Consider the following 18,750-nt stretch of genomic DNA (forward strand, 5'->3'; position numbering starts at 1 on the left):
GTTGGTCTTCTGAGGTCACGCGCTCCAGGGCATCGACCATGTCTTGACGTTGGTGAAGGACTTCATGGCCTCGACGACGCCCTCCTTGTAGCCGAGGCCGGAGTCCTTGATGCCACCGAAGGGCGACATCTCGATCCGGTAGCCCGGAACTTCCCAGAGATTGACCGTACCGACCTCCAGCTCGGCGACGAAGCGCTGGATGTAGTCGAAGCGGTTGGTGCAGATGCCGGAGGACAGGCCATAGGCAGTCGAGTTCGAGATCGCGATGACCTTGGCGATGTCGTCGGGCACCCTGATGATCGGGATGACCGGGCCGAAGGTCTCCTCATGCACAAGCTCGCAGGTGTAGGGGATCTTGTCGACCACGGTCGGGTGGAACAGCGCCCCTTCCGCCCGCTTGCCGTAGAGGACCTCGGCACCCTTCGTCACCGCATCGTCGACGCGGGCCTGGAAGAGCGCGGCCGAGCGGGCGTTGATGACGGTGCCGACATCGGTCGCCGGGTCCATCGGGTCGCCGCACGTGAGCTTCTTCGCCTTCTCGACGACGAGCTTGGAGAAGGCCTCGGCGACGCTCTCGACCACCAGGATGCGCTTCACCGCCGTGCAGCGCTGGCCGGAGTTCTTGGTCGCGCCGGTGACGGCGAGTTCGGCCGCCTTGTCGAGATCGGCGTCCTCCATCACGATCAGCGGATCGTTGCCGCCGAGCTCGAGCACGATGCGCTTGTAGCCCGCCGTGTTGGCGATGTGCTTGCCGACCCGGACCGAGCCGGTGAAAGTCACCAGATCCGCATCGGGATCGGTGATCATCGCATCGCCCATGGTCGAGGGATTGCCGGTTACGACCGACAGCATCTCCGGCGGCAGGCCGGCTTCGTAGAGCACGTCGGCCAGCGCCAGCGCGGTCAGCGGCGTCAGCTCGGTCGGCTTGAGGACGAGGCGGTTGTTGGTCGCGATCGCCGGCGCCAGCTTGTGGCTGACCATGTTGAGCGGATGGTTGAACGGCGTGATCGCCGAGATCACCCCGAGCAGCGGCTGGCGCGTCGTGAAGATCTTGCGGGCCTTGCCGTTCGGCGAGATGTCGCAGGAGAACATCTCGCCATCGTCCTTGATGGTGAGCTGGGCCGCGAACGACCAGACGTCATAGGCGCGGCTGGCCTCGTAGAGCGAGTCCTTCCAGCACAGGCCGGCCTCGGCGGTGATCAGCCGGGCGAAGTCTTCCTTGCGGGCGAACAGGAGTTCGGCCGTCTTCTGCAGGATGCGCTGGCGCTCATAGCGGGTCAGCACCGGCTTGAACGCCTTGGCCTTGGCGAAGGCCTCGCGGACATGCTCGGGCCGGGCGGCGGGAATGAGCCCGACGACGCTGTCGTCATAGGGGTTCCTGACCTCGACCATGTCCTCGGTCGAGACCAGCTTGCCGGCGATCCGCATCGCCTCGCGCCGCACCGGCGGCTTCACGGTCGCGTTCATCGTCAGTGCACCAGGTTGAGGGCGACGTCGAAGACGTCGAAATTGCGCAGGATACGCCCGTCCGGGACGGTGATCGGCCGGTTGGCGATCATCGGCACGCGCTGCTCGGTGATGCCGCCATGCGAGCGTAAGGGTTCCGTCAGGCCGGAGAGGTCGTGCCTGTCGGGCGAGGTGCCGATCACCTTCTGCCTCGTCGAGATCGCGACGACGTCCCCGATCCGGTCGGCCGGCAATTCGAAGCGCTCGCAGGCCTCGGCCGCGGTCACCGCGAGCGCGATGCCGTCGAGGCCTGAGATGCGGGCCGCGACCTCTTCCTGGCTGGCGCCGTCAGGCAGGTAGACCGTGGCGAAGGAGCCGAGCGCGCCATGGTGGACGACATAGGGGTCGGTGATCGGCAGGATCACGCGCATCGTGCCCTTGCCGTACCACTCGTCCATCAGGCTCTGCAGGTAGATGACATCCGGCTCGCCATTGGCGAGGTGCTTGTCGTTCATGCCGTGGTCGGCGGTGATGACGAGCGTGCAGCCGAGCGCATCGAGCTTGCCGACATAACCGTCGAACATCGCGTAGAAGCTGTCGGCCATCTCCGAGCCAGGCGCCGCCTTGTGCTGCACATAGTCGGTGGTCGAGAGGTACATCAGGTCCGGCTTGAAGCTCTCGAGCAGCTTGACGCCGGCGGCGAAGACGAATTCGGAGAGATCGGCCGAATAGACCGATGGCACCGGCATGCCGACGAAGTCGAGCACCTTCTCGATGCCGTTCTCGGCCTTGTTGGCCTTGTCGGCCTTCTCCGAGGAGAAGGCGATCGCCGAGCCGCTGCTGAAGTCGAGGCCCTTGCCGAGCAGGGTGCGCAGCTTGTCCTTGGCGGTGACCATCGCGACCTTGAGGCCGGCCTTCTGGAATTCGGCGAGGATGGTCGGGGCGCGCAGGAAGCGCGCATCGTTCATCATCACCTCCTCCTTGGCCTCGCGGTCGTAGAAGAAGTTGCCGGCGATGCCGTGGACAGCCGGCGGGCGCCCGGTGATGATCGAGAGGTTGTTCGGGTTGGTGAAGCTCGGGATCACCGAATAGGCGTGGGTGCTCGCCCCCGTCTTCATGATCCGGTCGAGGTTCGGCGTCAGCCCCTTGGCGCTGGCCGCCTCGATATAGGCCGGCTCCGAGCCGTCCATGCAGATCACCACCGTCGGACGAGCCGGGCGGGCATAGCCGCGGCCGTTGGCGATGACCGCGCCGTCGATTTTCGTATGGACCGTCATGATCTGCTCCTCAGGCGGCCGACTTCAGGCCGACGCCCATCTCGTCGAGGACCGACGACACGGTGGCGACGAAATTGCGCATATCCTGCGCGCCCAGCGCTCCGATGCAGCCGATCCGGAAACTGTCGGCGACCGTGAGCTTGCCGGGATAGATGACGTAGCCGGCATCCTTCAGCGCGTCGTAGAAGCGCTGGAACACGAAGTTCTTGTCCTGCGGCATGTGGAAGGTGACGATGATCGGCGCCTGCCGGGCCGCCGGCAACAACGTCCGGAAGCCGAGTTCCTGCATGCCCTCGATCAGGATGCGGGCATTGTCGGCATAGCGCTCGCCGCGCCCGGCGACGCCGCCCTCGGCCCAGAACTCCTGCAGCGCCGCATGGAAGGCGACGATGACGTGGATCGGCGGGGTGAAGCGGTACTGGCCGGTGCGTTCGAAGCCGGCGTTCTGGTCGTAGAGGTCGAGCACCAGCGTGGTGGCGTTGCCCTTGGTCTCCGCCAGCGCGCTCTTGCGGGCGATGACGAAGCCGAGGCCGGGAACGCCCTGGATGCACTTGTTCGAGGAGGCCGCGACCGCGTCGAAATGGACCTCGCGGCTGTCGAGCGGCAGGGCGCCGAAGGCGCTCATCGAATCGACCAGCAACCGGCGGCCATGGCGCTTGACCAGCGCCGCGATCGCCTCGACCGGGTTGCGGATGCCGCTGGTGGTCTCGCAATGGACGGTGAAGACGTGAGTGATGCCGGCATCCGCCACCAGCATGCGGTCGACCTCGGCAAGATCGGGCGGTGTGTCCTCGGCGGTCTCGTGGACGACGACGCCGCGCCCCGCGATCTCCAGGATGCGCTTGGCGCGCTGGCCATAGGCGCCGTTGATCAGGACCAGGATCTTGCCGTCGCGCGGCACGAAGGTGGTCAGCATGGCTTCGACCGCGAAGGTGCCGGAGCCCTGCATCGGCACCGTGACGAAATCCTCGCCGCCATGGATGATCTTCGGCAGCTCCTCGAGGACGGCCTTGTTGATCCCAACGAAGGTGGCGTCGCGCGAACCCCAGTCGTGAACCATCGCTTCCTTGATGGCCTTGCTCGTCGTCAGCGGGCCAGGGGTCAGGAGAAGAGGATCACCGGTTTCGGAGGAGGCAGGGCGGCGGGCCTGGGCCATGAGGGTCTCGCGATGTCGTTGCGGCGGGTGATCTCGACGCTAGGATCGCGATTGACATAGGTCCAATACATCGTTTCCATATCGTCCATAGATAGGATCTATGGCATGGCCATCAGCTATTCCGGGCTCTCCGCCTTCCATGCCGTGGCCGAGGCCCAGAGCTTCACCGGCGCCGCCAGGACGCGCAATGTCAGCCAGCCGACCCTGTCCGCCCAGGTCCGCGGGCTGGAGGACGCCTATGGCGTCAGGCTGTTCGATCGTGCCGGCAGGCAGGTGAAGCTGACCCCGCTCGGGCAGAGCCTTTTCGTCATCACGGCCCGGCTGTTCGCGGCGGAGGACGAGGCCCAGTCGCTGCTCGCCGGCAGCCGCACCTTGCAGCGGGGCCATCTGCGGATCGCGGCCGACAGCGCCACTCATGTCATGTCCACCCTCGCCCGCATGCGCGAGCGCTATCCGGGCCTGACCTTCTCGCTGACGATCGGCAATTCCTCGGAGGTCGTCGACCAGATCATGGACTTCGCCGCCGACGTGGCGATCACGGCGCGCGCCAACTCCGACCCGCGCATCCACAGCATCAAGCTGCGCTCCGACGATCTCATCGCCTTCGTCTCGGACCAGCACGAACTGGCAAGGCACGAGCATTTGCCGATCGAGGCCTTCGCCGGCCAGGATATCGTCCTGCGGGAGCGGGGCTCGATCACCCGGGAGGTCTTCGAGAACCGGCTCTCGGTCGCCGGGATCAAGCCGGCGAACCTGCTGGAGGTGCAGTCGCGCGAGGCGGTCCGCGAGGCCGTCGCCTTCGGTTTCGGCATCGGCGTGGTCTTTGCCTCCGAGTTCAGGCCGGAAGCCGGCCTGAAGCGCATCGTCATCACCGGTGTCGAGTTCGACGTCGGCGAATACGTCGTCTGCCGGGCGGAACGCCAGCGCCTGCCGCTGGTGCGCAGCTTCTTCGAGACGGTTCAGGATCTCTGAAGTGACCATCGGCATCCCGTGCCGGCTCATCCTGCCGGCGCCAGGCGCGGCCGAGCAGGGCATTGGGTCCAGCTGACAATGCTCGGCGTGGCATTCGTCGTCGTCGCGGCGCTCGCAGTGTTTAACCTTGTCTGAAACGCTGCGGGGCGCGGGCGTGATCGAAGCTCAGCATGCCTACACTCTCACGTCAGGCCGCCACCGCCAGCAAGCCGATCTGGCGCGCGAGCCTTGTGCACTGCTCGCGGATGTCGGGAATGGCGACGGTCTCCCAGAACGCCGCCCGTGTCAGCGGTCCGATCGCGAAAAGCCGGCGCGAGGCCGCCCCTGAGGCATCGAGCACTGCATGATCGGCCGAGACATCGATGCCGATGCGCAATGCGTCGACCCGCGCCAATCCCTGCCGGAGCAACGACTGCAAGACTGGATTGGTCGAGAGGAAGGGATCGCCGGTGATCCCCCTGCAATCGATGATGCTGCCGACCGACAACATCTCGGGAGCGGGCTGCCCGCGCGGGCGATAGGAGACGCTTAAGCCGTGCTCGCCGGCTTCGCAGGATAGCATCCTGCCCGAGAGAATGCGCAGCTGCCCGCTGGCGATCGCTTCCTGCAACTGCCTGTCGGCCTGCGGCGCCATGCGATGGCGATGAACGTCCCAATGTGCCCGCGCATGCTCGAGCAGGCGCGCTTTCGACCGGCTCGACAGCTTCCACCAGATCTCCTGGCTGAAGGGCCGCACGCCGTCGACGACGCCGCGCCAGTCGCCGTCCTGGCGCTCGTGATCGGTGAGTCTGGCGCGGAACCAGCGCAGGAGCGACGCGCCGCTGGCGCCGAAGGGGATGTCCTCCTTGTCGAAGCGAACAAGCGAGGCATCGCGGTGGACCCTCGGCAGGAGGCCGCGCCGCGACAGCGCATGGATCGGCCCGGCAAAGCCTTTCTGCAGCAGGGTCAGGACATAGTCGACCATCGACAGGCCGGTCCCGAGGATGAGGATCGGCTTTCCGATCTCCGCCGCTCGCGTCGCCTCTGCCGTCCATGGGCTGACATGGCGATCGGCCTGCTGCCAGTCATAGGCTTCGTTGCCGGTCGCGAGGATGGCGACCTGGCCGAGATGCGTCGTCCCGTCGTCGAGCGTCGCGACGACCCTGCCCGCCCTCTCCTCGATGGTGCGACATTCGCCTCGGACGATGGTCAGCCGATCCTGCCCATCCGGCCCGGCACGCTCTTGGGCGATCAGTTGGGACATGTACTCGCCGTACAGATGCCGCGGCGCGAAGCAGTAGGGATCAGGGCAGGGCTCGAACCGGCTCGCGGCAGCCTCGCTCAGCCAGTGCCAGAAATGCAGCGGATCGTCCGGAAAGGCGCTCATGTTCGCAGCCCGGACGTTCAGCAAATGCTCGGGACGATCGGTCGAGAAGGCCAGGCCGGGCCCGACCCGCTCGCGGCGCTCGATCAGCGTCACCACGCAGTTGTCGCGCGGATCGCGCAGCAGGTGGCACGCCATCAACACGCCGCTGGCACCGCCGCCGACAATGATGATGCGCTTTCCCGGCGCGGCAGTCACAGGCGAGATTTCCGCTGCATTCGGTCTCCGCGGCTAAGGTCACGGCGCGGCCGGAACGATGCGGCAGCGCGATCCATCTCGTTGTTATCGCGCCCGATCTTCTCAAAAGAAGGCTTCGACCATTCGGTCCGATGCGATGGCGCCGACGACATGGCTACCTCACGGCCGATCGAATGGGCAAGCCCGGCGCCGGCGCCGGACGGATCTACGGCGTCGCAAAGCCGTCTCGACCCTCGGAATCGATCACGCTGCATCAGGACGCTTCCGCCCGGATGCAGCGTGACCGCGAGCCGCCCTGCCGGTCAAACCAGGCCGGCCCGATCCTGCTCTAGCTGCGCGAGGCCGCGATGCTCTCGTCCCGCAGGCGCTCATAGCTCGCCTGGTCGACCGGAGCCGCCTCGGGATTGCCGAGGTCGTTCATCCGGACGCGGTAGGTCTCGCGGGTCGACCAGGCCGCCGCCGCCGCGACGGCACAGATGGCGAAGGTGATCGCGCCGACCACCAGCGGCACGTTCTGCGAGCCCGGAGGAGCGACGGTGGCGAACAGGGCCGGCAGCAGCGCGGTGACGGCGGTGCCGAGATTCTGCGAGATCGCCATCGAGGAGACGCGGGTCCGGGTCGGGAACAGCTCCGGAAAGAAACTCGGAAAGACCGCGTTGTAGCCCTGATAGACCACGCCCCACATCAGCAGCGACATCACGATCGCCAGCGGCACGCTGTGGATCGAGATCGCATAGAGATAGCCGAAGGCGAGCAGACCGGAACCGAGGGCGCCGACGATGATGGGCGGGCGACGTCCGATCTTGTCGGACAGGTTTCCGACATAGGGGATGATCAGGCAGGCGACGATGTTCCCCATCACCGGGATCCAGAGATAGACATCCTTGTGGAAGCCGATGCCATAGGCGGCCTGGACCGCATAGGCGGCGCCGAAGATGGTGGCGACGACCGGGATGACGTTCATCAGCGCCATCAGGATGACCCGGATCATGTCCGGCCAGCTGGTCTGGATCGCCTCGATCACGGGCGAGCGCGGCGTCGCGTTCTGGCTGTCTTCCTCCTTGAAGGCCGGGGTTTCGTCGACCTCGCGACGGATGATCCAGCCCGCGATGATGACGATGAAGCTCAGCAGGAAGGGAATGCGCCAGCCCCAGCTGTTGAACGCCGCCTCCGGCATGAAATGGGCCAGCGGCAGGAAGACGGCCGCGGCCAGGATCTGGCCCGCCTGCACGCCCTGCAGCGTGAAGCTGGCGTAATAGCCGCGGCGGCCGAAGGGCGCGTGCTCGAGGATCATCGAGCTCGCGCCCGAGATCTCGCCGGCGACGGCGAAGCCCTGGATCAGGCGCATGAGGACGAGGAGGATCGGCGCCAGGATGCCGACCTGCTCATAGGTCGGGAGCAGGCCGACCGCGATGGTCGAGAAGCCCATCAGGAACATGCACAGGACCAGCACATTCTTGCGTCCGTGGGTGTCGCCCCAGTGCCCGAGCACGAAGGCGCCGATCGGGCGGGCGACATAGCCGACGCCATAGGTGGCCAGCGAGGCGACGATCGCCACGGTCGGATTGCTCGACGGAAAGAAGATCTGCGGGAAGATCAGCGCTGCTGCGGTCGCGTAGATGAAGAAGTCATAATACTCTAGCGCCGAGCCGATCCAGCCGCTTGCTGCCGCCTTCGTCGATTGCTGCGTGTGCTGGATGTCAGCATGCAAAGCTGCCGTCATGTTCCACTCCCGATGACTAGTTTCTGTTTCTTGCGCCGCAGCTTTTCGTGCGGCGCTTATGCGAGGCAGGCACAATCTGCGGCGATCCGGACGCCGCTCTCGTCAGACACTCAAACCCGCCAACGCGATCGACATTCGGCCGTGCCGGCGGCCTATCTCGCGCGCAGGGAAAATTCGGATGAGAAGCAGGCGGTGGCGGCTCGCAAGTCCTGCCTCGCCGCCAGAACGGGGCTCACCCAAGCCGCTGCGAGGCCGTCCGCGCAAGCGCCGAGCAGTCCATCGCAGGGATGAATCTTGTGCAATCTCTCCTTCTGCTCATAACCTACCAAGACGAAATCGAGACGAATAATGCAAAATGCGCTGAAATCCATAATCTAGACATTATGTATTGTTGCAGGAGGCGCTCAAACGAGCAGCCCGCCCGGCGTGCCGCTTCCGCCGCGCCCAGCTCTCGACAGAGCATCGACGTGCTGAACCTCCCGCACCGTCGAGGCAACTCGCCTGGGCAGTGGCCTCAATCGTTTCAGATGACCTTCGGGCTACACTTCCGCCGCCAGCCGGGTATCGTGGCCCCGCGAATCCGCGCCGGCCTCTGGCCAGGCGGGTTTCGGGCATGCAGGCGCGCGCCGTCGCGAAAGGGCAGAGAATGAAGACGTCGATCGCAACGGTCTCGCTGTCCGGCAATCTTTCGCAGAAACTCGAAGCCATCGCGGGTGCCGGCTTCGACGGCATCGAGATCTTCGAGCAGGACTTTCTCGCCTCGGATTTCACGCCCGGCGAGGTCGGCCAGATGGTGCGCGACGCCGGGCTCGAGATCACGCTGTTCCAGCCTTTCCGCGACTTCGAGAGCCTGCCCGAGCCCTATCGCAGCCGGGCCTTCGCCCGCGCCGCCCGCAAATTCGAGCTGATGAACCAGCTCGGCACCGATCTCGTGCTGGTCTGCTCGACGACGCATCCGGCCGCCCTCGGCGGCATCGACCGCATGGCCCAGGATTTTCACGATCTCGGCGATCTGGCGAAGCGGCACGGCGTGCGCGTCGGCTTCGAGGCGCTGTGCTGGGGCCGCTTCGTCAACGACCATCGCGACGCCTGGGAGGTGGTGCGGCGCGCCGATCATCCGAATGTCGGCCTGATCCTCGACAGCTTCCACACGCTCGCCCGGCGCATCGATCCGGATTCGATCCGCGCGATCCCCGGCGACCGGATCTTCTTCGTGCAGCTCGCCGATGCGCCCGCGATCGACATGGACCTGCTCTACTGGTCGCGCCACTTCCGCAACATGCCGGGCGAAGGCGATCTCGACGTCGCCGGATTCATGCGCGCCGTGACCGCGACGGGTTATGCCGGGCCCCTCAGCCTCGAGATCTTCAACGACCAGTTCCGCTCGGGCCTGCCGCGCCTGGTGGCGCAGGACGGCCATCGCAGCCTGATCGCGGTGATGGACCGGGTGCGCCGGGCCGAGCCGGCGTTGCCCGCGGACCTGCCCGCCTTCCCACCGCCGGCCCCGGTTGCGGGGGTCGAGTTCCTCGAATTCGCCACCAGTGCAGAGGAAGCGCCGGGCATCGAGGCGCTGCTGCGCTCCTGCGGTTTCGAGAAGACCGGCAACCATGTCTCGAAGCCGGTGGGCCTGTGGCGACAGGGCGGCGTCAACGTACTGGTCAACACCGACGCCAGCGGCTTCGCCAACAGCTCCTATCTCGTCCACGGCACGGCGGTGTCGGAGATCGCGCTGATGCTGCCCGATGCGCGCGCCGCCTTTGAACGCGCGAGCGCACTGCTCGCCCAGCCGCATGCGCAGGCTGCGGGCGAGGGCGAGCTGAGCATCCCCGCCATTCGCGGCGTCGGCGGCAGCGTCCTGCGCTTCCTGGATGCGACATCCGATCTCGGCCGCATCTGGGACATCGACTTCAGGACGAGCCCGGCCGCCGCAGGCGCCGGGCTCACGCGGATCGACCATATCGGCCAGACCATGCCCTATGACGAGATGCTGAGCTGGTCGCTGTTCTACACCAGCATCTTCGACGCCCATAAGTCGCCGGTCGTCGACGTCGTCGATCCCGACGGGCTGGTGCGTTCGCAGGCGGTACAGTCCGGCGGCCTGCGCGTCACCCTGAACGGGGCCAGCGCGCGCGGGACCCTGGCCGGGCGCTTCATCGAGGACAGCTTCGGCTCCTCGGTCCAGCACATCGCCTTCGCCAGCGACGACATCTTCGCCACCGCGGCGGCGATGGCCGCGCACGGTTTCCCGGTGCTGCAGATCGGCGCGAACTACTATCACGACGTCGAGGCGCGCTTCGGCCTGCCGCCGGCACTGATCGAGCGGATGCGCCTCGCCAACATCCTTTACGACGAGGACGCCGGTGGGCAGTTCTTCCAGTTCTATTCGGCGCCGCGACCCGACGGCTTCTTCTTCGAGATCGTGCAGCGGCAGGGCAATTATCAGGGCTATGGCGCCCCGAATGCCCCTTTCCGCATCGCCGCGCAGAAGCGCGCGGCGCGTCCTGCGGGGATGCCCAAACGCTAACCTTGCCGGTCGGCGCTCTCCTTGGTCAATCGCTCCAGCAGGTCGAGGCCGGGGACCGCCGGCCCGCCCTGGCGCTTGGTCAGGCCGACCGCCCCCGACAGGAAGCGCGCGCCGGTCGAGATCTCGCAGAGATCGCCGCGATCGAGGTCGTCGGCGACGACACCGCGCGAAATGAACCAGACGGCATCCGAGCCGAGCAGGATCGCCCGTCCAACCGGCAAGGCGACCGTCTCGAAGGCGGGCTGCAGCCCCGCCAGGTTGAACGTGAGCAGGTAATCGTCGACCGCGCGGCGGATGATCGCCGTGGCGGGCGGCAGCAGCACCGGCGACCGTGCCAGCACTTGCGCCACCGGCTCGTGGCGCAGCGGATGGTCGCCGCGCGCGACCAGCGTGATCTCCTCCTCATAGAGATGGGCGAAGACCAGGCCGGCCATCTCGCTGGCCACCGGCATGCGCCCGAGCATGAGGTCGATCGCACCCTCGCGCAGCAGCCCGACCAGATAGGAATGCGGCCCGGTCTCGATCGCCAGCACGGTTTCGGGCGCGATCTCGCGGAAGCGCAGCGCCACGCGCGGGAACAGGCGCGTCGCCGCCGTCGGCAGCACGCCGACCCTGATCGTGCTGCCCGGCGCCCCCGGATGCAGCGCCGCGGCGCCGGCCTCGAAGGCCTGCAAGCCGATGCTGGCATGGCGGCGGAAGAGCGCGCCCTGCTCGGTCAGCGCGAGGCGCCGCTTCTCGCGCCGGAACAGCGGCGTCGCCAGCAAAGTCTCCAATTCCGCGAGGGTGCGGCTGAGCGCCGGCTGCGTGATGCCCTGGCGACGCGCGACCGCCGACAGGCTACCCTCGGCCGCAATATCCAGGAAGGCCCGGATATGGCGCAGCTTGACGGCAGGGTGCATAATCATTTGATTATGTATCCTAGCGATCTTTGCATTGTTCGGGCCTGTTTCACCCTGATAAGTTATGGCCAGGAGGAGAGATCGTGCAAGCCTTTACCCGCCCCTATGGCGCTCTCCACTATCGCACGGACGGCCCGGCGGACGCTCCGATGGTCATCTTCGCCAACTCGCTCGGCACCGATCTGCGGCTCTGGGATGCGGTCCTGCCGCTTCTGCCCCAGGATTTGCGCTATATCCGCTACGACAAGCAGGGCCACGGCCTCTCGACGCTGGGCAGCGGTACCGACATCGCTGATCATGCCGACGACGCCATCGCGCTGATCGAGGCGCTGGCGGGCAAGCCGGTCGTCTTCGTCGGCCTCTCGATCGGTGGCCTGATCGGCCAGACCGTGGCGAGCCGGCGTCCCGAGCTTGTCCGCGCTCTCGTCCTCTCGAACACCGCAGCAAAGCTCGGCACGGCCGAGAGCTGGCAGGCCCGCATCGATGCCATCACCGGCCATGGGCTGGAGCATATCGCCGACGCCGTCATGGAGCGCTGGTTCGCCCCCGCCTTCCGCGCCACGCCGGAGCTCGCGGTCTGGCGCGCCATGCTGACCCGGACGCCGGCGGACGGTTACATCGCCGCCTGCAAGGCGCTCTCGCGGGCCGACCAGACTGCCGCGACCGCTGCCTTGCGCCTGCCCACTCTGGCGATCGCCGGCGATGCAGACGGCGCCTCCCCGGCCGAGCTGGTCGAGGCGACGGCTGCGCTGATCCCCGGCTCCGCCTTCCACGTCATCCCCGGCGCGGGCCACCTGCCCTGCGTCGAGAAGCCCGCGGCCTATGCTGCGATCCTGTCCCCGTTCCTGAGGGTCAACGCCCATGACTGAACTTGCCAAGAAAGGCATGTCGACCCGCCGCCGCGTGCTCGGCGCAGCCTATGTCGACCGCGCCGAGGCCAACAAATCCGCATTCGACGCGCCCTTCCAGGCCCTGATCACCGATGCCGCCTGGGGCCATGTCTGGGGCCGAGACACGCTGCCGGCGCGCGAACGCTCCATGATGACGATCGCGCTCCTGGCCGGGCTCGGCAATTATGAGGAGCTCGCCCTGCATCTGCGCGCCACGCGCAACACCGGGGCAAGCAAGGACGACGTGATGGAGGCCCTCCTCCACGTCGCAATCTATGCCGGCGTCCCGCGCGCCAACCACGCCATCAAGATCGCGAAGGACATCTTCGCAGCCATGGCTCAGGAAGAGCAGGCATAAGATCATAAGAACAAGGAGAGGAAGCGTCATGAAACCAGCGGAGTTCTACCAGCGTGACCGGACCTTGCAGCCGCCGGCGCTGACGCCGGACTACAAGACCTCGGTCGCGCGCAGTCCGCGCCTGGCGATGCTCTCGCTCCAGGGCTCGCTGTCGGAAATCACCGGCCCGACCTTCGGCCACAGCGACATCGACCCGATCGACAACGACCTGATCAAGAACTACGCCAAATCGGGCGACCCGGTCGGCGAGCGCATCATCGTCCATGGCCGTGTCCTCGACGAGAACGGCCGCGGCGTGCCGAACACGCTGGTCGAGATCTGGCAGGCCAATGCCGGCGGGCGCTACCGACACAAGAAGGACACCTATCTCGCGCCGATCGACCCGAATTTTGGCGGCTGCGGCCGCACACTGACCGACGAGAACGGCTACTACTTCTTCCGCACGATCAAGCCCGGCGCCTATCCCTGGCGCAACTGGGTCAACAACTGGCGCCCCGCCCATATCCACGTCTCGGTCTTCGGCACGGCCTTCAGCCAGCGCCTGATCACCCAGATGTATTTCGAGGGCGACCCGCTGATCGCGAAATGCCCGATCGTCGCGACGATTCCCGATCAGCGCGCCATCGACCAGCTGATCGCGCCGCTCGACCTGAACGCCGGCGTGCCGCTCGACTGCCTCGCCTACAAGTTCGACATCGTGCTGCGCGGCCGCCGCTCGACCCTGTTCGAGAACCGCCTGGAGGGCAACTGATCATGGTCCAGGCTCTGCCCTATCTGAAGGAATCCGCCTCCCAGACCGCCGGCCCTTATGTCCATATCGGCCTGGCACCGGGTGCGGCGGGCTTCGACATCTATCGCCAGGAACTCGGCCGGATCATCGCCGGCCCGGACGTGCCCGGGGAGCGCATCCGCGTCGAGGGCCTCGTCTATGACGGCACCGGCGCGCCGGTGAAGGACATCCTGCTGGAAGCCTGGCAGGCCGACGCCAATGGCATCTACCCTCATCCCGAGGACCCGCGCCACGCCGAGGTCGCAGCCGGTTTCCGCGGCTGGGGCCGGATCATCACCGATTTCGACAGCGGCCTCTGGAGCTTCGAGACGATCAAGCCCGGGCCCGTTCGGGGCCGCAACAACCGCGTGATGGCGCCGCATATCAGCCTTTGGCTCGTCTCGCGCGGCATCAATATCGGCCTCAACACGCGGATGTATTTCGACGACGAGGACAACAGCGCCGATCCCGTGCTCGGCCTCGTCGAGCAGGAGAACCGCCGCCGGACCCTGATCGCAAAGCGCACCGCGCCCGGCGTCTACCGGTTCGACATTCGCCTCCAGGGCGAAGGCGAGACCGTGTTCCTGGACGTCTGAGCCATGACGCAGCCCTGCATCATCTGCGTCGCCATCACGGGCTCGCTGCCGACCAAGGCCAACAACCCGGCGGTGCCGATCACCATCGCCGAGCAGATCGAGAGCACGCAGGAGGCCTTCGAGGCCGGCGCCAGCATCGCGCACTGTCATGTGCGCGACGACGAAGGAAAGCCGAGCTCGGACCCCGAGCGCTATGGCCGCCTCAAGGAAGGCCTGGAGAAGCACTGCCCCGGCATGATCGTCCAGCTCTCGACCGGCGGCCGCTCGGGCGCCGGCCAGGCCCGCGGCGCCATGCTGTCGCTGCGGCCGGACATGGCTTCGCTCGCCGTCGGCTCGAACAACTTCCCGACCCGCGTCTACGAGAATGCGCCGGACCTGGTCGACTGGCTCGCCGCCGAGATGGTGACCCATGGCGTCAAGCCGGAGATCGAGGCCTTCGACCTCTCGCACATCCTCAAGGCGCATGAGATGTGGCAGCGCGGCCAGATCGTCGAGCGCCCTTACGTCCAGTTCGTCATGGGTGTGAAGAACGCGATGCCGGTCGATCGCGACGTGTTCGACTACTACATCCGAACCGTGAAGCGCCTGTTCGGCGAGAACGCGCCCTGGTGCGCGGCCGGCATCGGCTCGAACCAGATCGTGCTGAACGAATGGGCGATCGCCGCCGGCGGCCATGCCCGCACCGGCCTTGAAGACAATGTCCGCCTCGACCGCGAGCGGCTCGCGCCCTCGAACGCGGCGCTGGTCGCGCGGGCAGCTGAATTCTGCCGGAAATACGGCCGCCCCGTCGCGACCTCGCAGCAGGCGCGCGAGATTCTCGGCATTCCGATGAGGGCAGGCAGCGCCGGCTGAGCCAAGCCGTCTTCCTCCGGCCCGAAACAGGACAGAACGAGCCATGATCAGCGGAAAGACCAAGCTCATCGGCCATCTCGGCTTCCCGACCGAGAGCTTCAAGGCGCCGCTGATCTACAATCCCTATTTCGAGCGCGACGGCATCGACGCGGTGGTCGTCCCCATGGGCAGCCGCGCCGAGGACTATCCCGATTTCCTCAAGCTGTTCTTCCGGCTCTCCAATGCCCATGGCGCGCTCGTCACCATGCCGCACAAGGTGGTGACGACTGGCCTGGTCGACGATCTCATGCCGACGGCCGCGATCGCCGGGGCCTGCAATGCCGTGCGCCGCGAATCCGACGGCCGGCTGACCGGCGACATGTTCGACGGCGAGGGCTTCGTGCGCGGCGTCCTGCGCAAGGGCCGCCAGGTCGCCGGCACCCGCGCGCTCGTGGTCGGCGCGGGCGGCGTCGGCTCGGCGATATCCGCTTCGCTCGCCAAGGCTGGAGTCGCCGAGCTCGGCCTGTTCGACATGAATGGCGGGGCGGCAGAGGCACTGGGAGGACGGCTCACCCGCTATTATCCCGCGCTCAAGGTGTCGACGGGATCGAACGATCCGGCCGGCTTCGACATCGTCGTCAATGCGACCCCGCTCGGGATGAAGCCGGGCGATCCGCTCCCGCTCGACATCGAGCGCCTGCCTGCCTCCGCCTTCGTCGGCGAGGTGGTGATGGCGCAGGTGATCACACCCTTCCTGGCGGCGGCGCAGCAGCGCGGCTGCCAGATCCAGGTCGGCACCGACATGCTGTTCGAGCAGATCCCGGCCTATCTGGAATTCTTCGGCCTGCCCACGACCACCGCCGAGGATTTGCGCTCAGTGGCGCGCCTTGGCTGAAAACGGGCGCTAGCCGGCGCGCATCATACCGCGCCGCGGTGAACGGAAGATCGCATCCAATGACGTGGAATGGAGAGCCGGGCCCTGAACGGCCCGCAGGAACCCCGCCGGCCAGGCTCCTCAAGGCCGGCCTGCTCGCGCTGCTGACCGCCATTGTCCTCCCCGCTGCAGCTTCCGACTGGCAGCGCTATGGCAATGCCCGCTTCCAATACTGGATCGACATCCCGCCAGGCTTCTCCAAGATAGAGGAAGCCGACAATGGCGACGGTGCTGTCTCGGCGTCTCCGGACGGCACTGCCGAGTTGCGGGTCTGGGGCAGCTATCCGACCGCAAGCAGTCTTGCAGCCGAGGCCAAGCAGCGCCAGGCATTCGACCAGCGCGACGGTTGGGCCATCAGCTACCAGACGCAGAACAAGAGCGGAGCCGCCTGGTCCGGAGCCAAGGAAAACCGCATCCTCTATGCGCGCGCCATCCCAGCTTGCGACCGGGCGGTAGCCTATTTTCGTATCGAGTACGATCGGGCGCGGCAGAAGGCCTTCGACCCGGTGATCTCCCGGCTGGTCAAGTCGTTCCGAAGCGGCGACTGCCGGGCGCACTGAACGCCCTCGCCCTCACCTCTGGCCCGGCCTCGCCTCGGCCCAGGCCGCGACGGTCTTGGCCATCGTCGCCAGATGCCCGCTCGCCGAAAAGCCCGACGCCTTGCGCGGACGCAGGTCGTGATCGCCATCCTCCAGCCAGAGCATCTCGATCGCCGGCGACAGGGCATAGCCATCGACTTCCTCGCGCGTGCCGAATTCGTCGCGCGTGCCCTGGACGATGAGCGTCGGCGTCTTGATATCGGCCAGATGCTGCGTCCGTAGCTGCTCCGGCTTTGCCGGCGGATGGAACGGGTAGCCGAGACAGAGCAGGCCCCCGATCCGGCCGGCTGCGAACAGGTCGTCGGCGACCATGCTGGCGACACGCCCGCCCATCGACTTGCCGCCGATGATCAGCGATCGCGACGGGCCGAGCGCCTCGATCGCGGCCAGGTATTGCGGCTTGAGCGTCTCGGCCCGTGGCGGCGGCTTGCGGCCGGCCTCGCTGCGGCGGCTGGCCATATAGGAGAACTCGAAGCGGGCGACGCGAAACCCCTCCCAGGCCAGGCTCTCCGTCGCAGCGGTCATCGACGCGGAATCCATCGGAGCCCCTGCGCCATGAGCCAGGAGGATTGTGTACCTGGCCTCTTCCGGGCCGTCGAAGAGGAAATGCAAATCCGTCTCTCCATCCGTCACGTGCGCAAATCTGAAGGCGCCCGGGGTCTCGCAATGTCCTGCACCGCCTTGTCCGCTCCGGCCGCGAAAAGCAGACCCTCGGCAATATCTACGACCTTGGCAGTAGAACCGCCTGTGCTAGCCTAGATTTAGAGCGGGATAAAAAATCCGCCATCGGCTCCGCCGTTGGAAACCTTCGGCGCGGCCGTCCACGCAGGGAGGTAAATGCAATGCGGAAGGCACTCATGGCCGCCGTCGCGGCGTGCGCTTTGATTGCGGCTGGAACGACCGGCCAGGCTCAGGAAAAACTCAAGATCGGCGTGCTGGCAACGCTTTCAGGCGCGCTGACCTCGGGCGGCGAAGACGGTGTCCGCGGCGCGCAGATCGCGCTGAAGCAGCGTGGCGGCAAGATCGCCGGCCGCGAGGTCGAGTTCATCATCGCGGCGACCGACGCCAGCCCGGACTCGGCGCTGCGGGCCGCGCGCAAGCTCGTCGAACAGGACAAGGTCCAGCTCATCCTCGGCCCGCTTTCGGGCTCCGAGGGCATCGCGATGCGCGATTACTCGAAGACGGTGCCGAACGTCACCGTCGTTGATGCCTCCTCGGGCGCGCTCGAGACCACCTATGTCAACCCATCGCCGAACTACTTCCGCTTCAACAGCAACGGCGCGATGTGGATGGCCGGTCTCGGCGAGTATGTCTTCAAGGACAAGGGCTACAAGAAGCTCGCCGTCATCGGCGAGGACTACTCCTTCCCCTATACGCAGGTTTTCGGCTTCGCGCTGGGCTATTGCAAGGCCGGCGGCCAGATCGTGCAGCGCCAGTGGGTCCCGCTCGGGACCAAGGACTTCGGCTCGGTCATCGCCAATATCCCCGATGACGTCGACGCCGTCTTCCTCGGTCTCGGCGGCGGCGACTCCGTGAACTTCCTCAACCAGTATGGTCAGACCGGCGGCAAGGCGAAGTTCGTCGGCGGCTCGATCATGGTCGACCAGACCGTGCTGTCGTCGCGCGGCAACGCCAAGCGTCTGCTCGTCGGCACGCCGTCCTCCGGCGGCGTGGCGGATGCCTGGGACGATCCGAAATGGAAGGCCTGGGTCAAGGCCTATCAGGACGCCTTCCCGGCGGATAAGCGCTTCGCGAGCCCGTCGCTGTTCGCGACCAACTACTACAACGCGTTCAACGGCATGGCGACGGGGCTGGAAAAGGTGAACGCCGACCTCTCCGACGGCGGCGCGAAGTTCCGGGCGGAACTCGCCAAGGTCGAGCTCGATGCCCCGAACGGGCCGATCAAGCTCGACGACGACCGGCAGGCGATCGCGACGACCTTCATCACGGAAGTCGTCGAGGGGCCGAACGGCGACCTCACCAACAAATTCGTCCGCACCGTCCCGAATGTCTCGAAGACGATGGGGCTGTCGGCGGAAGCCTTCAAGGCGGTGGGGCTGCCCTCCCGGACCAATCCGGAATGCAAGCCTTAGTCGTTCATACCGACTGACTCCCCGGGCAGGACACGATCGATCTTGTCCTGCCCGGCCAGCCGTCCCGCTCCGGTCAACGACGTCGCGCGCATCCTTCGGGCGCCGTCGGGCGAAGGCTCACC

17 protein-coding genes are annotated in these 18,750 nt (G+C 66.7%); 10 read left to right on the forward strand and 7 right to left on the reverse strand.

Features of this window, described 5'->3' with window-relative positions; translation table 11 throughout:
• Window positions 1-15 precede the first annotated feature (15 nt).
• Genes phnY through CXY91_RS04785 form a run of 3 tightly spaced genes read right to left on the reverse strand, consistent with a single transcriptional unit; the run spans window position 16 to window position 3,879 of the window.
• Window positions 16-1,467 (reverse strand): phosphonoacetaldehyde dehydrogenase, encoded by a 1,452-nt coding sequence (gene phnY / locus CXY91_RS04775; protein WP_100959504.1) that lies wholly within the window; start codon window positions 1,465-1,467, stop codon window positions 16-18.
• Window positions 1,468-1,469: 2 nt separating this feature from the next.
• Window positions 1,470-2,723 (reverse strand): phosphonoacetate hydrolase, encoded by a 1,254-nt coding sequence (phnA, locus tag CXY91_RS04780; RefSeq protein ID WP_100959505.1) that lies wholly within the window; start codon window positions 2,721-2,723, stop codon window positions 1,470-1,472.
• A 10-nt stretch (window positions 2,724-2,733) separates the two neighbouring features.
• Window positions 2,734-3,879, reverse strand: a complete 1,146-nt coding sequence (locus CXY91_RS04785; RefSeq protein WP_100959506.1) for a 2-aminoethylphosphonate--pyruvate transaminase — start codon at window positions 3,877-3,879, stop codon at window positions 2,734-2,736.
• Window positions 3,880-3,984: 105 nt separating this feature from the next.
• Here CXY91_RS04785 and CXY91_RS04790 point away from each other — a divergent pair, with 105 nt between their 5' ends.
• On the forward strand, window positions 3,985-4,851 hold the full coding sequence (locus CXY91_RS04790) for a LysR substrate-binding domain-containing protein (RefSeq protein WP_100959507.1): 867 nt from the start codon (window positions 3,985-3,987) through the stop codon (window positions 4,849-4,851).
• Between the two features lie 187 nt (window positions 4,852-5,038).
• Here CXY91_RS04790 and CXY91_RS04795 read toward each other — a convergent pair whose 3' ends face one another.
• Complete coding sequence (locus CXY91_RS04795; protein ID WP_100959508.1) at window positions 5,039-6,412, reverse strand: FAD/NAD(P)-binding protein; 1,374 nt, start codon at window positions 6,410-6,412, stop codon at window positions 5,039-5,041.
• Window positions 6,413-6,740: 328 nt separating this feature from the next.
• Window positions 6,741-8,135: an MFS transporter gene (locus CXY91_RS04800; protein WP_100959509.1), complete on the reverse strand. Its 1,395-nt coding sequence runs from the start codon at window positions 8,133-8,135 to the stop codon at window positions 6,741-6,743.
• A gap of 646 nt (window positions 8,136-8,781) precedes the next feature.
• Between CXY91_RS04800 and CXY91_RS04810 the strand changes: the two genes are divergently transcribed.
• The gene (locus CXY91_RS04810; protein WP_100959511.1) at window positions 8,782-10,659 is read left to right on the forward strand and encodes a bifunctional sugar phosphate isomerase/epimerase/4-hydroxyphenylpyruvate dioxygenase family protein; all 1,878 of its coding nucleotides are present in this window, start codon (window positions 8,782-8,784) and stop codon (window positions 10,657-10,659) included.
• On the opposite strand, the gene CXY91_RS04815 is transcribed toward CXY91_RS04810, so the two are convergent.
• Window positions 10,656-11,564, reverse strand: a complete 909-nt coding sequence (locus CXY91_RS04815; RefSeq protein WP_100959512.1) for a LysR substrate-binding domain-containing protein — start codon at window positions 11,562-11,564, stop codon at window positions 10,656-10,658. The two genes, CXY91_RS04810 and CXY91_RS04815, sit on opposite strands and share 4 nt — an antisense overlap.
• Window positions 11,565-11,641: 77 nt before the next feature.
• Here CXY91_RS04815 and pcaD point away from each other — a divergent pair, with 77 nt between their 5' ends.
• The 7 genes from pcaD to CXY91_RS04850 are packed head-to-tail and all read left to right on the forward strand — an operon-like array spanning window position 11,642 to window position 16,496.
• Entirely contained in the window at window positions 11,642-12,427 is a 786-nt protein-coding gene (pcaD, locus tag CXY91_RS04820) for a 3-oxoadipate enol-lactonase (RefSeq protein WP_100959513.1), read from the forward strand.
• Entirely contained in the window at window positions 12,420-12,806 is a 387-nt protein-coding gene (gene pcaC, locus CXY91_RS04825) for a 4-carboxymuconolactone decarboxylase (RefSeq protein WP_100959514.1), read from the forward strand. Before pcaD ends, pcaC begins: the two co-directional genes overlap by 8 nt.
• A gap of 28 nt (window positions 12,807-12,834) precedes the next feature.
• The gene (gene pcaH, locus CXY91_RS04830) at window positions 12,835-13,557 is read left to right on the forward strand and encodes a protocatechuate 3,4-dioxygenase subunit beta (protein WP_100959515.1); all 723 of its coding nucleotides are present in this window, start codon (window positions 12,835-12,837) and stop codon (window positions 13,555-13,557) included.
• A 2-nt stretch (window positions 13,558-13,559) separates the two neighbouring features.
• The gene (pcaG, locus tag CXY91_RS04835; protein WP_100959516.1) at window positions 13,560-14,171 is read left to right on the forward strand and encodes a protocatechuate 3,4-dioxygenase subunit alpha; all 612 of its coding nucleotides are present in this window, start codon (window positions 13,560-13,562) and stop codon (window positions 14,169-14,171) included.
• A 3-nt stretch (window positions 14,172-14,174) separates the two neighbouring features.
• Window positions 14,175-15,023 carry a 3-oxoadipate:acetyl-CoA acetyltransferase gene (locus tag CXY91_RS04840; protein WP_100959517.1) on the forward strand — a complete coding sequence of 283 codons (849 nt, stop codon included), beginning with the start codon at window positions 14,175-14,177 and terminating at the stop codon, window positions 15,021-15,023.
• Between the two features lie 43 nt (window positions 15,024-15,066).
• Complete coding sequence (locus CXY91_RS04845; protein WP_100959518.1) at window positions 15,067-15,897, forward strand: shikimate dehydrogenase family protein; 831 nt, start codon at window positions 15,067-15,069, stop codon at window positions 15,895-15,897.
• 59 nt (window positions 15,898-15,956) lie between these two features.
• Window positions 15,957-16,496 carry a hypothetical protein gene (locus CXY91_RS04850; protein WP_248307358.1) on the forward strand — a complete coding sequence of 180 codons (540 nt, stop codon included), beginning with the start codon at window positions 15,957-15,959 and terminating at the stop codon, window positions 16,494-16,496.
• Window positions 16,497-16,508: 12 nt separating this feature from the next.
• On the opposite strand, the gene CXY91_RS04855 is transcribed toward CXY91_RS04850, so the two are convergent.
• Window positions 16,509-17,147 (reverse strand): alpha/beta hydrolase family protein, encoded by a 639-nt coding sequence (locus CXY91_RS04855; RefSeq protein ID WP_100959519.1) that lies wholly within the window; start codon window positions 17,145-17,147, stop codon window positions 16,509-16,511.
• Window positions 17,148-17,377: 230 nt separating this feature from the next.
• Here CXY91_RS04855 and CXY91_RS04860 point away from each other — a divergent pair, with 230 nt between their 5' ends.
• Window positions 17,378-18,628 (forward strand): ABC transporter substrate-binding protein, encoded by a 1,251-nt coding sequence (locus tag CXY91_RS04860; RefSeq protein WP_100959520.1) that lies wholly within the window; start codon window positions 17,378-17,380, stop codon window positions 18,626-18,628.
• The last annotated feature ends 122 nt before the right edge of the window (window positions 18,629-18,750 follow it).

This window comes from Allobosea sp. FBZP-16 (assembly GCF_002831785.1).
Classification (GTDB): domain Bacteria; phylum Pseudomonadota; class Alphaproteobacteria; order Rhizobiales; family Beijerinckiaceae; genus Allobosea; species Allobosea lupini.

What these genes read in the sequence shown, in the direction of transcription:
- pcaH (WP_100959515.1), top strand. Translation starts at nt 12,835, where the DNA reads ATGAAACCAGCGGAGTTCTACCAGCGTGACCGGACCTTGCAGCCGCCG.
- CXY91_RS04815 (WP_100959512.1), bottom strand. Translation starts at nt 11,564, where the DNA reads ATGATTATGCACCCTGCCGTCAAGCTGCGCCATATCCGGGCCTTCCTG.
- CXY91_RS04840 (WP_100959517.1), top strand. Translation starts at nt 14,175, where the DNA reads ATGACGCAGCCCTGCATCATCTGCGTCGCCATCACGGGCTCGCTGCCG.
- CXY91_RS04845 (WP_100959518.1), top strand. Translation starts at nt 15,067, where the DNA reads ATGATCAGCGGAAAGACCAAGCTCATCGGCCATCTCGGCTTCCCGACC.
- phnY (WP_100959504.1), bottom strand. Translation starts at nt 1,467, where the DNA reads ATGAACGCGACCGTGAAGCCGCCGGTGCGGCGCGAGGCGATGCGGATC.
- CXY91_RS04785 (WP_100959506.1), bottom strand. Translation starts at nt 3,879, where the DNA reads ATGGCCCAGGCCCGCCGCCCTGCCTCCTCCGAAACCGGTGATCCTCTT.
- pcaG (WP_100959516.1), top strand. Translation starts at nt 13,560, where the DNA reads ATGGTCCAGGCTCTGCCCTATCTGAAGGAATCCGCCTCCCAGACCGCC.
- CXY91_RS04810 (WP_100959511.1), top strand. Translation starts at nt 8,782, where the DNA reads ATGAAGACGTCGATCGCAACGGTCTCGCTGTCCGGCAATCTTTCGCAG.
- phnA (WP_100959505.1), bottom strand. Translation starts at nt 2,723, where the DNA reads ATGACGGTCCATACGAAAATCGACGGCGCGGTCATCGCCAACGGCCGC.
- CXY91_RS04790 (WP_100959507.1), top strand. Translation starts at nt 3,985, where the DNA reads ATGGCCATCAGCTATTCCGGGCTCTCCGCCTTCCATGCCGTGGCCGAG.
- CXY91_RS04860 (WP_100959520.1), top strand. Translation starts at nt 17,378, where the DNA reads ATGCGGAAGGCACTCATGGCCGCCGTCGCGGCGTGCGCTTTGATTGCG.
- CXY91_RS04850 (WP_248307358.1), top strand. Translation starts at nt 15,957, where the DNA reads ATGACGTGGAATGGAGAGCCGGGCCCTGAACGGCCCGCAGGAACCCCG.
- CXY91_RS04800 (WP_100959509.1), bottom strand. Translation starts at nt 8,135, where the DNA reads ATGACGGCAGCTTTGCATGCTGACATCCAGCACACGCAGCAATCGACG.
- pcaC (WP_100959514.1), top strand. Translation starts at nt 12,420, where the DNA reads ATGACTGAACTTGCCAAGAAAGGCATGTCGACCCGCCGCCGCGTGCTC.